The 15,328-nt window shown below is 54.7% G+C and carries 20 protein-coding genes; 13 read left to right on the top strand and 7 right to left on the bottom strand.

What is annotated here, in order from left to right; all coding sequences use genetic code 11:
- Positions 1–13: 13 nt before the first annotated feature.
- Together flgC and flgB are read right to left on the bottom strand one after the other, a co-directional pair.
- Positions 14–466, bottom strand: coding sequence for a flagellar basal body rod protein FlgC (flgC, locus tag FW764_RS02920; protein ID WP_446432675.1), 453 nt, complete (start codon positions 464–466; stop codon positions 14–16).
- A 3-nt stretch (positions 467–469) separates the two neighbouring features.
- Positions 470–877: a flagellar basal body rod protein FlgB gene (gene flgB / locus FW764_RS02915; RefSeq protein ID WP_446432674.1), complete on the bottom strand. Its 408-nt coding sequence runs from the start codon at positions 875–877 to the stop codon at positions 470–472.
- A 328-nt stretch (positions 878–1,205) separates the two neighbouring features.
- Between flgB and FW764_RS02910 the strand changes: the two genes are divergently transcribed.
- On the top strand, positions 1,206–1,988 hold the full coding sequence (locus FW764_RS02910) for a hypothetical protein (protein ID WP_446432673.1): 783 nt from the start codon (positions 1,206–1,208) through the stop codon (positions 1,986–1,988).
- Between the two features lie 90 nt (positions 1,989–2,078).
- Here the strand turns inward: FW764_RS02910 and cheR are convergent, their stop codons facing one another.
- Together cheR and FW764_RS02900 are read right to left on the bottom strand one after the other, a co-directional pair.
- Positions 2,079–2,906 (bottom strand): protein-glutamate O-methyltransferase CheR, encoded by an 828-nt coding sequence (gene cheR / locus FW764_RS02905; protein WP_446432672.1) that lies wholly within the window; start codon positions 2,904–2,906, stop codon positions 2,079–2,081.
- 43 nt (positions 2,907–2,949) lie between these two features.
- Positions 2,950–3,882, bottom strand: a complete 933-nt coding sequence (locus FW764_RS02900) for a chemotaxis protein CheV (protein WP_446432671.1) — start codon at positions 3,880–3,882, stop codon at positions 2,950–2,952.
- A gap of 80 nt (positions 3,883–3,962) precedes the next feature.
- Here FW764_RS02900 and flgA point away from each other — a divergent pair, with 80 nt between their 5' ends.
- The 4 genes from flgA to FW764_RS02880 all read left to right on the top strand — a co-directional run bounded on the left by flgA (position 3,963) and on the right by FW764_RS02880 (position 6,555).
- Entirely contained in the window at positions 3,963–4,721 is a 759-nt protein-coding gene (gene flgA / locus FW764_RS02895) for a flagellar basal body P-ring formation chaperone FlgA (RefSeq protein WP_446432670.1), read from the top strand.
- Positions 4,722–4,863: 142 nt separating this feature from the next.
- Positions 4,864–5,190: a flagellar biosynthesis anti-sigma factor FlgM gene (flgM, locus tag FW764_RS02890; RefSeq protein ID WP_446432669.1), complete on the top strand. Its 327-nt coding sequence runs from the start codon at positions 4,864–4,866 to the stop codon at positions 5,188–5,190.
- Positions 5,191–5,238: 48 nt separating this feature from the next.
- Positions 5,239–5,709 (top strand): flagella synthesis protein FlgN, encoded by a 471-nt coding sequence (locus FW764_RS02885; protein ID WP_446432668.1) that lies wholly within the window; start codon positions 5,239–5,241, stop codon positions 5,707–5,709.
- Between the two features lie 96 nt (positions 5,710–5,805).
- Entirely contained in the window at positions 5,806–6,555 is a 750-nt protein-coding gene (locus FW764_RS02880; RefSeq protein ID WP_446432667.1) for a flagellar brake protein, read from the top strand.
- A 63-nt stretch (positions 6,556–6,618) separates the two neighbouring features.
- On the opposite strand, the gene FW764_RS02875 is transcribed toward FW764_RS02880, so the two are convergent.
- Positions 6,619–7,998 carry an MFS transporter gene (locus FW764_RS02875; protein WP_446432666.1) on the bottom strand — a complete coding sequence of 460 codons (1,380 nt, stop codon included), beginning with the start codon at positions 7,996–7,998 and terminating at the stop codon, positions 6,619–6,621.
- Positions 7,999–8,446: 448 nt separating this feature from the next.
- On the opposite strand from FW764_RS02875, the gene FW764_RS02870 reads away from it, so the two are divergent.
- The gene (locus FW764_RS02870) at positions 8,447–9,658 is read left to right on the top strand and encodes a phage integrase (protein ID WP_446432665.1); all 1,212 of its coding nucleotides are present in this window, start codon (positions 8,447–8,449) and stop codon (positions 9,656–9,658) included.
- On the opposite strand, the gene FW764_RS02865 is transcribed toward FW764_RS02870, so the two are convergent.
- Positions 9,655–10,227, bottom strand: a complete 573-nt coding sequence (locus FW764_RS02865) for a hypothetical protein (RefSeq protein WP_446432664.1) — start codon at positions 10,225–10,227, stop codon at positions 9,655–9,657. The genes FW764_RS02870 and FW764_RS02865 overlap by 4 nt on opposite strands.
- Before the next feature lie 77 nt (positions 10,228–10,304).
- Here FW764_RS02865 and FW764_RS02860 point away from each other — a divergent pair, with 77 nt between their 5' ends.
- From FW764_RS02860 to FW764_RS02835, 6 genes are all read left to right on the top strand, one after another.
- Positions 10,305–10,505: a helix-turn-helix domain-containing protein gene (locus tag FW764_RS02860; protein WP_446432663.1), complete on the top strand. Its 201-nt coding sequence runs from the start codon at positions 10,305–10,307 to the stop codon at positions 10,503–10,505.
- 252 nt (positions 10,506–10,757) lie between these two features.
- On the top strand, positions 10,758–10,889 hold the full coding sequence (locus tag FW764_RS02855) for a hypothetical protein (protein ID WP_259741185.1): 132 nt from the start codon (positions 10,758–10,760) through the stop codon (positions 10,887–10,889).
- Entirely contained in the window at positions 10,886–11,125 is a 240-nt protein-coding gene (locus tag FW764_RS02850; protein ID WP_446432662.1) for a hypothetical protein, read from the top strand. Before FW764_RS02855 ends, FW764_RS02850 begins: the two co-directional genes overlap by 4 nt.
- 389 nt (positions 11,126–11,514) lie before the next feature.
- Entirely contained in the window at positions 11,515–11,799 is a 285-nt protein-coding gene (locus tag FW764_RS02845; protein WP_446432661.1) for a hypothetical protein, read from the top strand.
- Between the two features lie 22 nt (positions 11,800–11,821).
- Entirely contained in the window at positions 11,822–12,175 is a 354-nt protein-coding gene (locus FW764_RS02840) for a virulence-associated protein E (RefSeq protein WP_446432660.1), read from the top strand.
- A complete protein-coding gene (locus FW764_RS02835; RefSeq protein WP_446432659.1) occupies positions 12,172–13,722 on the top strand; it encodes a DUF3631 domain-containing protein in 1,551 nt (516 codons plus the stop codon). The genes FW764_RS02840 and FW764_RS02835 overlap by 4 nt, the downstream gene beginning before the upstream one ends.
- Positions 13,723–13,879: 157 nt before the next feature.
- Here the strand turns inward: FW764_RS02835 and FW764_RS02830 are convergent, their stop codons facing one another.
- Positions 13,880–14,134, bottom strand: a complete 255-nt coding sequence (locus tag FW764_RS02830; RefSeq protein WP_446432658.1) for an ogr/Delta-like zinc finger family protein — start codon at positions 14,132–14,134, stop codon at positions 13,880–13,882.
- Positions 14,135–14,276: 142 nt separating this feature from the next.
- Here FW764_RS02830 and FW764_RS02825 point away from each other — a divergent pair, with 142 nt between their 5' ends.
- Entirely contained in the window at positions 14,277–15,284 is a 1,008-nt protein-coding gene (locus FW764_RS02825; protein ID WP_446432657.1) for a phage major capsid protein, P2 family, read from the top strand.
- Positions 15,285–15,328 lie beyond the last annotated feature (44 nt).

Here is a 15,328-nt window from a genome sequence, read left to right as displayed (position 1 = left end):
TTGGCGCCCCTTATCACTGACCCAGGGTCAGGACCTTTTGCATCATGGTTTTAGCGGTGTTCATCATTTCCGCGTTGGTCTGGAACGAGCGGCTGGCGGAAATCATGTCGGCCATTTCCTCGACCACGTTGACGTTGGGGTAGTAGACATAACCCTTTTCGTTCGCGGCGGGATGGTTAGGCTCGTAGCGCGCTTCCAGATTGCTCTGGTCCTCGACTACGCCGAGCACTTGCACGCCTTGGCCTGCGGCATCCTGGTTCTGGAACAGCGAACCTGCGCTGCCGCTCTGGCCAGCCTGGCCGCCCTGGAACATGGTGGCGAACACCGGATGACGGGCGCGGTAGGTCTGGTCAATGCTCGACGATACGGTCTCGGCGTTGGCGATGTTACTGGCGACGGTGTTCAGGCGCGTGGTCTGCGCGCTCATGCCACTGCCGGCAATATTGAAAACACTGGCTAAGGACATGGCTTACTCTCCACGCAAGGCTGACATCAGCCCTTTGAATTTGCTGTTGAGCAGGGTGAAGCTGGCCTGAAAGTTCACTGAGTTCTCGGCGTAAGCCGATTGCTCCAGTTGGGCATCGACGGTGTTCTGGTCGATCGATGGCTGCATCGGCGTGCGATACAGCAGCGACTCGTCACCATTGCCCAGGCCTTGCGCTTCGATATGACGGCTGTTGGTCATGTTCAAGGCGAAGGAGCCGTTTTTGGTCTTGTCTTGCTGTGCGGCGAGCACGGCGGAGAAGTCCAGATCCCGAGCCTTGTAGTTCGGGGTGTCGGCGTTAGCAATGTTGTTAGCCAAGACTTCGGCACGCTGGGCGCGGAAGCCCAGGGCTTGTTCATGGATACCGAGCGCTTTATCGAAGCTGATGCTCATGGCGGAAACCTTTAGGCTGACCTGCTTTTCGTATCTGGGTTATAGCAAGGCGCATGCCAATTCGTTGAAGCCCCGTAATTCAAGGGCTTGCGGGGGGTTTGCCGCTGGCGATGCCAGAAAAGCGGCAACGGTCTTCCGCATGGCGCCAGTAAAGCGGCAATGGCGGTTGCCGCTTTTCCACAGGCGGCAAGGGGAGGAAAAGGACGCAGAGGCGGTTGAGTGTGTTTGGCCGTCTGTCTGCACTGTCAATTCTGACAGTTGTTAAGTCTGTCGAGGCGAATATCTTATTGGGTAGACATCCCCCCATGCGTCAAGCAGAGGCTTAAAAATGTTGACTCTTCCGCTTCCAAGATTTAACGAACAAGACTCCGCAACCCCCATCCCGAATCTGAACACCCTCCGTGTTGTCGGCGACACCGCCAAGTTGACGCTCGACTTCCCCGTCGAGGCCGACGATATGATCTACCTGACATTGAGTAGCACCGTTATCGGCGGCGAGTACAACCAAAGCTTTATGGTTGCCCAAAACGCCCCCAGCCGCGAGGTCCTGATACCTAAAACCTTTATTGAAGCCAGCGCTGGCACAGTTGTAAGTTTGCTGATGCGGTTAAGACGCGCGCGGGAATTTACCGCCGCGCAGACCGCCAGGGTACGTATCAACTCACTCCCCATCATCGTGCCAGCCCCCACCACAGTATGGAATTTCAGCGACGGCACTTTCCAAGGCTGGGTAGCTCAGGGGCCTTATGTGGGCGGGGTCCTGCACGTTATTAACTCAAGCGTGGTCGTTGACATATCCAACAGTCGGGCGACCAGTGCCCACATCATTACCCGCCCCGTACCTGTGATCGCAGGGCGCACATACGATTGCAGCTTTGACGTCATTGGTCGTGCAGCCATCAGCGATGGCTCGACGCTATACATGACAATGAATAGCACCCGGATCGGCCCCAATCTACAAAATATCACTCAAGCCCAGACGCAAACCGGGACCGGCACCTTCACTGCCACTACGACAGGCGATGTTCGGCTCGGTATTTTCAACGCGGCAGTACCCCACGGGGATCACCGCCTATCGCTGGGCAATATCCGCATGACACCCCGGCCCTGAGAACGACCGACGCGGCGCCGTCGAAACGTCACACGCATAAAAAACGGGAGGCCTTTACAGGGCCTCCCGTTTTTTATGCTCAAGCGTCAATCACTTGGCCTGGTAAATGATGCCCGGGCTGCATTGCACCATCTGGTAATGATCCGGCAGGCCGTTCAATGCTTCGGAAGCACCGAGGAACAGGTAGCCACCACGCTTGAGCGTGCCGTGGATACGCAGCAGGATGTCTTTCTTCACTTCAGCCGAGAAGTAAATCAGCACGTTGCGGCAAAACACCATGTCGAACTTGCCCAGGCTGGCATAACTGTCGAGCAAGTTGAACGAGCGAAACTCGACTCGGCTCTTGATCGGCGCCTTGACTGCCCAACGCCCGGCCCCTTTCGGATCGAAGAAACGCTGCAGGCGTTCCGGGGACAAGCCACGACCCAGGGCCAGGCTGTCGTACTCGCCAGTCTTGCAGTTAGTGAGCATGGTGCCAGACAAGTCCGTGGCGACAATTTGCGCCCCAGCCTTCAACTGGCCCATGTTCGTGCGCTCGAACTCGTCGATGGACATCGAGATCGAGTACGGTTCCTGCCCCGAAGAACAGGCAGCCGACCAGATACGCAGGCGCTGTCCAGGGCTGGCCTTGATGGCCTCCGGCAGCACTTTGCTCTTGAGCACCTCAAAGGGGTAGGTGTCGCGAAACCACAAGGTTTCGTTGGTGGTCATGGCATCGACCACCATTTCCTTTAGTCCGCTGCGCGGCTGGCTCTGGATTCGCTGCACCAACTCACCCAGGGACTTGATACCCTGCTGCTCCATCATTTTGTTGAGACGGCTGGATACCAAGTACTGCTTGTTTTCACCGAGCAATATGCCACAGGCCTTTTCCAGGAAGACCCGGAACTGTTCAAAATCCAAATTACCTGTAGACACTGATACCGCCTCTTAAATCGTAAGTCCGCCAGGGAAAAAGCCCCTAGCCGTGATCTGCTGCCTTGATCCGGTCGACTACCCGGGATGCCAGGTCATCAGGGCGGAATTTGGCCAAAAAGTCATCGGCACCGACTTTCTTGACCATTGCCTGATTGAATACACCCGACAACGAAGTATGCAGGATGATATGCAATTTTTGCATACGTGGATCGTTGCGTATCTCGGCCGTGAGCGTGTAGCCGTCCATTTCCGGCATTTCAATGTCGGAGATCATCATCAAAAACTCGTCTTCAGGCTTCTTGCCCTCATCGACCAGCTTGCGCAGATAGTCCAAGGCCTGGCGGCCATCATTGAGGGCCACCACTTCCACGCCGACGGTTTGCAGGCAACGACTCACCTGCTTACGCGCCACCGATGAGTCGTCCACGGTCAGCACACGCAGAGAGATCGCCTTGTGCGCCGTTTCGGCGTCCACCACACCCACAGAGATCGATTCCGAAGTCGGCGCCACCTCGGCGAGGATTTTCTCCACGTCGATGATCTCCACCAACTGGTTATCGACCCGCGTCACCGCCGTTAGGTAATGATCGCGCCCGGTGCCCTTGGGCGGCGGATGGATCTCTTCCCAGTTCATATTGACGATACGTTCCACCGAGCGCACCAGGAACCCCTGGGTCTTGGTGTTGTACTCAGTGATGATCACAAATGGGTTCTGGCGATCCTGCAAACCCGCGGAACTGGTGGCCAGGGCCAAATCAAGAATCGGAATGGTCGCGCCACGGATGTTGGCCACGCCGCAAACCACGGGGCTGGACTTGGGCATGATGGTCAGTTTGGGACACTGCAGCACCTCCCGTACTTTAAATACATTGATGCCGTACAGCTGCTTGCCGTCCAGACGAAAAAGCAACAACTCCAGGCGATTCTGCCCTACCAGCTGTGTGCGCTGGTTTACTGAATCCATTACTCCTGCCATGCCCAGACTCCTACGCTAAAACCTAGAGGTACGAAGCGTACCCAACACTAAACGGCACGAGCTTTGCTATTTATTGGTTTATGAACCTTAAAACGACAGTTTCCCGACACCTTCCACGGCACCGCAGATTACTCTGCGTCTGGATGGCATTGCTTGCCTTCGGCTCGGGCGTCACGGCCCGTGCAGATAATGTCACCTTGCCTGATCTCCTTATCGGCGTCACCCAAGGCTTTCTTGAGTTCACTGTAGAAGATTATCTGGCAAATACTCAGACGCCTGGGCGTTATGAAATTCAGGTGAGCCAGTTGGACCCGCGTTTGCGCATGCCAATGTGCGACAAGGAATTGACAGCCACCCTGGAAAGCCCTGCCCAGCCGATCGGCCGCGTGACGGTAAAAGTGCGCTGCGAAGGCGCTTCGCCCTGGACCGTATTCGTACCGGCGCAGGTCAAACTGTTCCGCGATGTGGTGGTGGTGACGCGACCGTTAAAACGCACCGGCATCATCGGTTATGACGACGTGGCCATGCGTGAGCGGGATATAAGCCAGATCAATCAGGGCTACCTCACCTCGCTCGACCAGGCCCTGGGGCAGAGACTTACCCGACCAATGGTCACTGATCAAGTCATCACACTGGTCCATCTGGAGCAGGCTGAGGTGATTCGCAAAGGCGATCAGGTGGTCATTTCCGCCAGCAGTGGCGGGTTGAGCGTAAAAATGCCGGGCGAAGCGCTGTCCAACGGCGGCATGAGCGAACAGATCAGAGTCAAAAACCTGAACTCCAACCGTGTGATCAAGGCGCAAGTGACGGCGCCGGGTCAAGTTGAGGTTGCTTTATAGTTCACTGGCATAGGACGCCTGCTTTTCCTACACTGTGCGCTAGACGTCCGCTCGTGCAGGTTTATTGTCAATCGAGCCTAAAGTTTGTCCGGGTATCGCCGAAAACATGGCAAGCGTCCAAATACCCAGAGGTTTTTTTAACATGGTCATCGATTTCAGTCGTTTGAATAACCCCCCAACGTTGCCCGGCAATACACGTACCAGCGGTACCAAGGACAGTGTAGAAGCCAAGGCCCAACCAGCCCCTGCCGCGAAGACAGAGCAGGCTGGCGCCAGCCAAAGTGGGGAATCCGTACACCTGAGCAATGAGGCTCAACAGTTGCAGAAGGTCACTGACTCGCTGCGCGACCAACCGGTTGTCAACAAAGCCCGCGTGGCCGAGTTGAAACAGGCTATCGCCGATGGCAGCTATAAAGTCGACAGCAACCGTGTAGCCAGCAAGCTGCTTAACTTCGAAGCCGAGCGCTAGGCAAAGGCCTGCGCAGGGCTTTTGGACGCTTAAAACCCAAGGCCAGCCATGCACCACGACGAACATTTGCTTCAACTGATCATTGATGATCTGGCGCCGACGCAACAATTGCTCGAGCTGCTCAAAGAAGAGTCCCTGGCCCTATACGGCCGGGACATGCGCCTGCTGGAAGAAATCCTGGCGCGTAAACAGTCGCTGATCGTGCTGCTGGAACAGCATGGCAAGAAGCGCAGCGAGATCCTCATCAGCCTGGGCCTGCCAGCTGATCACGACGGCCTCGCGCAGTTGGCCAGCCACTCTTCAGTGGGTGATCAATTGCTGTCGCAGAGCACCGCCCTCAATCAATTGCTCACCCAGTGCCAGGAAGCCAACCAGCTCAACGGTCAGTCAATCCAGCTGCAGCAAGCTACGACCGCCAACCAGTTGCGCATACTTCACGGCGGAGAGCCTCCGGCACTGTACAACGCCCAAGGCTCCACCTCACGCCTGGTCAAGCCAAGCACCCGCAGCCAAGCCTGACGCCGGTTTACAGCGCGCCCTATCCAAGGTGCGCTACATGCTGGCAAAATGCCGGTTCTTGCGTGTAGTCGTATTTTGTCTGGAGATGGAAGAACCGTGTTCAAAGCCCTTAATGCGGAAGATGCTCCGCAGCCACCCAAGGTGCTCACCACGCCTCTGGAAATCGCCAGCACGTTGCGCATGCTGCAAGAAAGCCATGATCCGCTGATCATCACGTTCCACGAGCGCAGCCAGCGCTTCCAAAGCTACTTGGTAGATGTTGACCGGGACAGCAAGACACTGGCCTTGGACGAAATGATCCCGCGTGACGGTGAACGCTACCTCGAGAATGGCGAAGCCTTCCGCATCGAAGGCTTTCACGATGGTGTGCGGGTCGCCTGGGAAAGCAACGGCACGCTGACCATCAGCGAAAAAGGTGGCCACCGCATCTACACCGGCAGCATGCCTGACGAGGTGGTCTACCATCAGCGCCGCAATGCCTTTCGCGCTGCGTTGAAGCTGGCACAACTGGTCAATATCGAGCTGGGCGGCGAAAAGCTCAAGGCACCTATCAGCGGCAAACTGCTGGACATCTCCGCCACCGGCTGCAAGCTTCGCTTTGAAGGCGACATCTCCGAGCGCCTGCAACTGGGCCAGGTCTACGACCGCTTTATCGCCGCCCTGCCCTTCGGCAGCATGACCACCTCTGTCGAACTGCGTTACCTGCACTTCGAAGACAAGATCAACACCACGTTCGCCGGCGTACGCTTCCACAACATGAGCGGCTTGGTGCAGCGTCAAGTGGAACGATTTGTGTACCAACTGCAGCGTGAAGCGCGACGCTTTGACAAAGACGACGATTTTTAAGCATTAAAAGTCGCGTCAAAAAAACGGGCAGATCCTGATGGGATCTGCCCGTTTTTTTTGCGTTCAGGGGCGCGCCCTGCTCAAGTCGTGCGGATGCTCGTCAGGCCCCAGAGGCTCCGGCGGCCCCTCGAAAGCCGGCTCATCCTCCGGTGGTTGCGGATCGACTTCAGGTTCCAGCACAACGGTCTGCATTTGCTCCTGCACCACGGCCTCGTCCACTCGCGGATCCAGGCACGCCACCAACGGCGAGCTGGACATGCTGTCGGGCATCGCCACGTGATGCAGCGGCGCATCTTCCACCTGATGCAGGTTGGTCACGGCCTTCGGCCGAATACGCCACACCAGAATCACTGCACACAGGCTGAAAAATGCATACAGCATATGGCTGCCGAACAACTTCATCGCCACACCCGCCAACAGCGGCCCGGCACTCGCGCCAATACCGTAAGTCACCAGCAACATGGCCGTCAGGGACACACGACGATCACCTTCCACATGGTCGTTGGAAAACGCCACGGCCAATGGGTACAGGCAGAACTGCACCAACGAACACAGAAACCCTGCGACAAAAAGCACTTCCAACGGTACCCGCGTCATGATCGCCAGCGGCAATGCCGCCACCGCCAGGCACCCGGCGAAACAACGAATCAGCAATGCCCGATCATAACGATCCGACAACCAGCCCAACGGCCACTGCACCAGCAGGCCGGCGAAAATGCAGCAACCCATAAACAAACCGACCTGCTCAGTCGTCAGGCCTTGCTGGGAGGCGTAAAGCGGTGCCAGACCGTAGAACGAACCTACGATTACGCCAGCGCCCAAGACGGTACTTAACGACTGCGGCACACGCTTGATGAAAAAACGCGGCTCCATCGGTGCAGGGTGCAGGGGCGCCGGGTGAATGCGTCGCGTCATGGCCACCGGCACCAGGCACAGGGCAAAGCACAGTGCGACCAGCATCAACAGTTCAAGGCCAAGCTGGGGATGCATCACCAGAATCAGTTGACCCAACACCAGCCCAAGGTAGGACGCGATCATATAGCCGCTGAACACTACGCCACGCTGCTTGGCGTCCGCCTGTTCATTGAGCCAGCTTTCAATGACCATGTACTGGCACATCATCCCCAAGCCTACGATCACCCGTAGCACAATCCAGGCCGGCAGCCAATCGATCAGGCCATGACCCAATACCGCCGCACCGACAATCCCGGCACAGGTGGCATACGCTCGGATATGCCCGACCCGGGCGATCAGGCGGTGGCCGATCTTGCCGCCCAGCACAAGACCGAAGTAGTTGGCCGCCATCAGCGCACCCACCCACAGGCTGTCGACATGGTCGGCAGCCAGGCGCAAGGCAAGGTAAGTACTGAGCAGGCCGGAGCCGATCAGCATCATCAAGGAGGCGAAATAAAGGGCTCGAAAAGATTTCCAGATCTGGCGCATCGGCGTTCCGAGCGGCTCCTTGCAGTGGGTGACAGGGCTATCGGCATGATAGTCCGGGGTTGCCGGGTCCGGACAGGCGATAAGTCGGTATCCGGGGAATATTTTGCTTAATAGCTCAGACGCTGCCTGGCCGCGTGCAAGGTACACACATGGCGATAAATACATCGCGCACCTGCTGTGAACACCGATCGTCGGCAAGGTTCGACCGGTGTTTGACGAGCACCCACAAAAAAACCCCGCCAGAGCAATCTGTGCGGGGCTTTTCAGCATTGAATATGGTGTCCCAGGGCCGGTTCGAACGGCCAACCTTCCCCTTAGGAGGGCTAATAACCACATCGCAACCATAGGGTTTTCCCCTTGGTATCAGTTGGTTAGAGTCTGGTTGAGTCCCACAAAACGCTCCCGTATAGTGGTTTTTGCTGTCACGCTGCTGTCACGGATCAAATCAATGAAAAGTAAGATTACCCAAAGACTCATCAATAGCCTGGCAGCTCAGCCGAAGGCTTACCGCGTACATGACACGGTTCAGCCCGGTTTTTTTATCCGGGTGCTTACTAGCGGGCACAAGTCTTACATGGTCACCTGGGGACGCAACAAGAACGCCACCCTTGGTAGAGTTGGCGTTCTGACCCTAGACCAAGCACGAACTGAAGCTGCCCAATATCTTGCCGATGCTCACGCCCATGGTGAGCCCCTAGCTGTCACCCAAGGACGCAGGGGTGCTGGACTGCCATCCTTACGCGATTTTATAGACGACACCTACATGCCGTGGTTTAAAGCGCACTACAAGGGCCACGAAAAGACTCTACACACCCTGGACAACAACTTTGACGCGATCATGTCTCAACGCATCGATGCAATATCTGGCCGTGACCTGGAGCAAATCCGCACTGCCTGGATGCAGGCTGGTAACAAGCCATCGACGGTAAATCGAAAGATAGGCTCGATCAGCGGTGTCTTCAGTCGAGCTGTGGAGTGGGAGTATATCGGCACGCATCCACTGGCGAAGCTGAAGCAGCTCAAGGTCGACTCACTAGGCTTAGTCCGCTACCTAGACAGCGATGAGGCGAAACGCCTGCGCGAAGCATTGGACACTCGACAGGAGGAGATGCGATCTGAACGTGAAAGCGCGAACCAGTGGCGGGCGGATCGTGGCAAGCAACCAATGCAAAGTCTGCTGCAGGTGCCATTCACCGATCACCTCAAACCAATGGTGCTGCTGTCACTGAACACAGGTATGAGGCGCGGAGAGCTATTTGATCTGAAATGGTCTGCAGTCAACTTCAGTACAAACACGATCACTGCCGCTGGCGATACAACCAAAACGAGCGACACACGGCACATCCCAATGAATAAGGAAACCGTGGGAGTTCTGGAGCATTGGAAAAAGCAGGCTGGAAAATCTCGCTATGTATTTCCGAGCCAAGACGGCGGGCGTCTAGAGGACGTGAAAAGCTCCTGGCTCAGACTACTAGATCGGGCCAAGATCGAGAATTTTCGCTGGCACGATATGCGACATGATTTCGCCTCCCGCTTAGTTATGGCAGGCGTGCCCTTGAACACTGTAAGGGATCTACTAGGACACTCAGATATAAAGATGACGCTCAGATACGCGCATCTGGCACCAGGTACCAAGGCCGCAGCGGTTGAGCTTATCTAGTCACCATAGCCTTTCATTTTTTTATAATAGTCATAGGGCAGATCGACCAGGTCATTGACTCTCATGAATGCCGCGTAGTCCTCTATGTAACGCCATTCCTTTCTGACCAACGCCAGATCCACGAACCGCTTTTCAACCTCCCCACCCCATATGGCTGTGTAGCCGTTCAGGTCGCCGAAGAGATCGTATTCACCCTTGAAGTAATCTGAGCTGATCACTACCTGAGCCTGGCGAGCCAGTGTTTCGCCACAAAATTCAGCGCCGATGGTGCCCGCTCTCAGCTTGAAAAGTACCTCATCCTCATCCCATACCGCGTCAAAAATCTCCATAAAATTTATTTGGGAATTTGAGGGTATTAACCCTCCCCAGAATGGATTTTTTTCTACAAAAATCCCGTTCAACCCCTCCTCTACAAAATCCTCCAAGACCTTGACGATCTTCTCGTCCAGCTTGCTGGCGGCGATGTCCAAGGCTGCCTTGAGCCTAGGCTCGATCCGCGCCGAAATCACAACCTTCTTAGACCTGTTTACCATCCGCCCCCCAAAACTTACAAATAAAACAGCTTGCATAAAATGTTACTTACAAATAATCTGCTTACGTCCTAACCAGTATCGTACAGTCCCAACGGACACTCAAGGAGAAACAAATGACCCAAGCTGAAACCGTCAACTCACTGTCCGTAAGCGTTGAGGAAGCAGCACGCCTTACGAGCCATTCGAGGTCAGGTATTTACGAAGTGATTGCCTCGGGTGACCTCAAAGCTTTCAAGATTGGGCGCAGACGTCTGATCTTGATGACGGAGCTGAAAGCATGGATTGAGCGAGTAGCGAAGGCTGGCAGCAGATGATAGCGGCAACATCCTGGACGGATGTAAAGGAGAGGATTCAAGACACACTGCCAGCTGGCAAGAGCTGGACTGAAAGAAAAAGTGCCGAGTCAGTGTTTCGACCACTGACCCGACCCACCGCACAGAACTCTTAGGAAAAACCATGCGACCACTGAATTCTACTCTGCTGTTGAATGCCGATGCCAGCCCTGTGCCGGTTGAGATGAAACAATCGTTTGCATATCGCCCCGTTGCGGCTCAGGGAGTATCGGCATGATCACCATTTGCCTTTTTGATCGTGCCGGCCAATCGTTGGGGCAGCTCACACTGTCGTCGACCACCTTCCTGATCGATCTCGAAGCTCTCCGCACCATCGGTGCTTGGCGCGTGGGTGTGAACAAATGAATCGCCCGTACAGTCTGTCCGAAGATGAGTTTCACAAACTTGAGCGCGCGCAGGAGTCCATCACGTTGATGAGCATTTTGTTTGGTGAGGTGCAGCGATCCACTACCTACACACCCCAGATGATTGCCTCGTTTTTGGATGCACTTGGAGAAGATATTTCGGTGGTAATTCAGTCCATGATTTATGAGGTAAAGAATGACCGCTTCGAATCACGGGGAGCAAACCATGTCCAGTGATTTGGAAAGTGATCTGGTGAATCTCACCCGCTTGATCCGAGAGCTAGTTCAGCAGCTGCAACGGCCTGCAGTTACAACTGAAGATCAGCTGTGGACATCACAGGACATCGCCACTTACCTGAAGTTGTCCGCCTACACAGTTGAACGTCGGGTCGTAACTCAACCTAGCTTCCCCAAGAGTGTGCAGCCCTGCTCCACTGGAGTAAAAGCTGCCAAAAGGTGGTTTGCAGCGGAGGTAATCGCCTGGTTGCGACTACATCGCGCCAGACAGCCCGTAGCAAGGCGATCAAGAAAATAGAATGACGATTGGCTACTGCTGATCTGAGCCATTCAGTGCGGGCAGCAGGCGTGTAAGCCCTGTAACCCTCCCAGCTTTACCGGAACTAGCGATGAATAACTTTCAAAAACGCAGCAATGCGTTGACGGGATCGGCTTGCCCGAAAAACGTCCGGAATGTACTCGAAGCACCGCCAACAAAAGTTTTGACGGTGATGGATGCCCCGTCATTGCCAGTGGACGCCACTCGATTCACGCACAAAGGCACGCATGGATTTGTGCGTGCAACGGTAGTTCGAGGGGAGTGGTTAATTGCCAGAAAAGAAAATGAATGCCGACCACTCACGTCATTTTCCCGCATGTGCAATAGCGCAGCATCTCTCCTCCTGAAGGCATGAAATGACTCCCGTAGAGAACGTTTTGAATCGTCTGGACAAAGTTAAGAGCAATGGCAGTGATCGCTGGAAAGCCTGCTGCCCCGCACACGACGACAAGTCACCAAGTTTGAGTATCACCGAAACATCAGACGGTACCGTACTGCTTAAGTGCTGGGTTGGGTGCGATGCCTTGGAAATTACTCATGCCATCGGCTTGGAGCTACGAGACTTGTTCCCTGGAGAAAAGCGTGAACGAAGCGGGCCCAGCCCTGCCGCCGTGCGGCATGAACGGGCGATCTACCTGATTGGCAAAAATATGATTGACCAAGGAAACGATATGAATGCCGTTGACGTCGAGCGTTTTAATCTCGCCAAACAGCGCCTGGGGGTCGAATGACTACTCCAGATCGTTACGCCGATCAGTGGGCTACCACTGACAAAGTGGGAGACGCCGTCAAGAAACTCGGCGTCGACGCCGGGGCGCTGTATGAGCCAGGGATTCTGCCCCTTCTGCAAAAGATTCGTAAAAAGGAGCCATCGATCTTTGCCCGCCTCCGCGCCAAGGTGAAGGAAACCAAGCAGGTCAGCATGGCAGAGTTCGACCGCCTGACAGCGGTAGCCGAGGATGAAGAAGACGCGGCACAAAATGACATTTTCGGCGAAGTCGAACCCTGGCCAAACCCAGTCAGTGGCGAAGAGCTTCTCGATGACATTGCGAACACAATGAAAAGGTATGTCGCGGCAGACAAGGAAACTATCCGTGCGGCTGCTCTTTGGGTGACCTTCACTTGGCTGATCGACGTGGTGCAAGTAGCTCCGATTGCCAACATCACGGCACCAGAGAAACGCTGCGGGAAATCCATCCTGTTAACAGTCCTCGGGAGGCTCGCTTATCGTCCGTTGCAAGTCGCGAACATCGCTCCAGCGGCGTTGTATCGGGCAATTGAGTTGTGGGCTCCAACCTTGCTCATCGACGAAGTCGATGCCTTCTTGGCGGCGCACGATGACGCTAGGGGCATCCTCAACGCCGGGTTCACTCGAGACAGCGCGTCGGTCATTCGATGCGTAGGCGACGACCACATGCCGACCCGTTTTAACGTGTGGGGTGCTAAAGCGTTGTGCGGCATCGGCAAAATCGCTGACACCTTGGCCGACCGTAGCATTCCATTGCGCCTGCGCCGGCGGGTTGCTGGCGAGACAGTGGAGCGTCTACGCCATTCAGACCCAACCATCTGGATGAAACTCCAAGCGAAGCTGGCCCGTTTCACCGCCGATAGCGCCTCAGTTATCGACGAGGCCCGTCCAGATCCTATCCAAGGTCTTAACGACCGTGCGAACGACTGCTGGGAGCCATTGCTGGCTATTGCCGATGTCGCCGGTGGTCACTGGCCCAAGTTCGCACGACATGCAGCGACTGTTCTGCATGGTCTGGAAGGTGATACCCCAAGCATTGGTATCGAATTGCTCCAGGACGTGAAAGCCATGTTCGATGACAAACGCGCCAGCAAAATTTTCAGTTCAGAACTACTAGAGACATTGATTTCTGATGATGAAGCACCTTGGGCAACATGGAACCGTGGCAAGCCGATTTCGGCACGTCAGCTGTCGGCAAAACTGGCGGAGTTCGAAATCAAATCCAAGGACGTCCGGATGGGGGATGTCGTCAAAAAAGGATATGAGAAAGGGTTCTTCAAAGAGGCATGGACTCGCTACCTTCCCGCCGAACCTCCCTTTGTATCCGCTACAACGCTACAACCCACAGGCAACGGGGCATACAGCGATTTCTCATCCGCAACAAAAGAAGTGAATGTTGCGGATAGAAAAACGCTGCAGCCCGGTGACGGCATGAGTTGTAGCGTTGTAGCGGATAACACGCTCCCCCTTGGCGGGGACAGAGGAGACAAGGGCAAAACAAACACCTGTTTGCATGTGGGGAGGCCGTAATGAGTTCCAACCAGAGCTACCTGCAAGAACAATACTTCATCGCTTGGTTAGCCACTGACGCCAGGCCTCTGGAAGACACGCACTTTGGTTTAAACGCGTTAGTTTTATGCGCGGCGGTATGCCCGTCACTCTGATGAGAGATTCGGACAACATCGAATCACTTCAAACTCTCTAAATGTTCAAACATTTGAAGTTGCTGAGCATTAGAGAGCCCACGAAATCGTTCAAATAGAGACTCATCAATTTTCTTTGCGGACGGCTTAAGAGTATGCGAAAAACTTAGTTCCATGACGAAAGAATGACCACACCTGGCATTCAAACACAAACAATAAAGCTTCTTGGTACCAGGGGACGTTTCGTCGACTTCTGATATCAGTGCCTTCCCATGACAACAATTACAATTAACCCTCATCAAACTCACTCACTTAACCAGACGGAAAGTTGCACTATGTAATAAAAAATGCGCACACACAAAATAACACATCACTCACTTCAATCCGAGCATAAGCGAAGCTACTAGCTCGATAATTCATTCACAACAATAGGAAACACTCATGAGCAACAACGAAGGAAACATCAAGTACGCAATTTTGAAACAGGCACTCACCAAAGTCTACAAAGTGCCTAACGGTGCTAGTTCTTTTGCTATCGAGCCCAGCACCGCGCAGTCGCTTAATGAAAAAATCACCGCAAAATCTGACTTCCTTGAACGTATCAACATTGTTCCCGTGAGTGAAATTAAAGGCGAAAAAATCATGCTCGGGGTAACGGGCCCTGTAACCGGTCGAACCAACATCAAAACTACAGATCGCGAGCCGAGAGATTTTTCCAGCCTAGACAACAACACTTACGAACTGTCACCTACCGAATCGGATGTGGGCCTACCATTCACCAAACTTGATGCTTGGGCAAAGTTCCCGGACTTCCACAAGCGTTACTCCGACGCAGTGCAGAAGCAGATAGCCTTAGATCGCATGATGGTTGGGTTTCGTGGCACTCATAGCGCTGCACAGACTGACATTGAAGCGTTCCCCATGCTCGAAGATGTCAACAAAGGCTGGCTGCAACAGGCCCGTGAACAGGTGCCAGGCCAAGTGCTCAGCCAGGGCCTGGAGGCTGGCAAGATTCGCCTCGGTGAAGGCGGTGACTATGCCAACCTGGACGCGCTCGTGTATGGCGTAACGCGAACGATTGAAGACAACTTTCGCGATGGCGGCGACTTGATCGCGATCATCGGCTCTGACCTGCTGGCTCACGACAAAGCAGTGTTGTACGCCAAGCAGGCGGGCACACCCACGGAGAAAGAACGCATTGAAAGCGTGCAGGTCGTGAGCACCTACGGCGGAGTACCAAGCTTCAGCGTGCCGTTCTTCCCGGTTAACGCCGTGCTGGTCACCAGTTGGGACAACTTGTCGATCTACTTCCAAGATTCTAGCTGGCGAGTGCTCATGCTGGAAAACCCGAAGCGTAACCGTGTCGAAGATTACAACAGCCGGAACGAAGGTTATGTAGTAGAGCAATTTGAAAAACTCGCCATGGCTGAAAACGTAGAGCTGGCGTGATAAACCCAGCACCAAAGAGCAAGCAACACAACTTAACTAACAAA

The sequence above is a fragment of the Pseudomonas sp. 1152_12 genome, assembly GCF_052850675.1.
The sequence above is the reverse complement of the archived record's forward strand: the minus strand, read 5'-3'. Positions and strand labels throughout refer to the sequence as shown.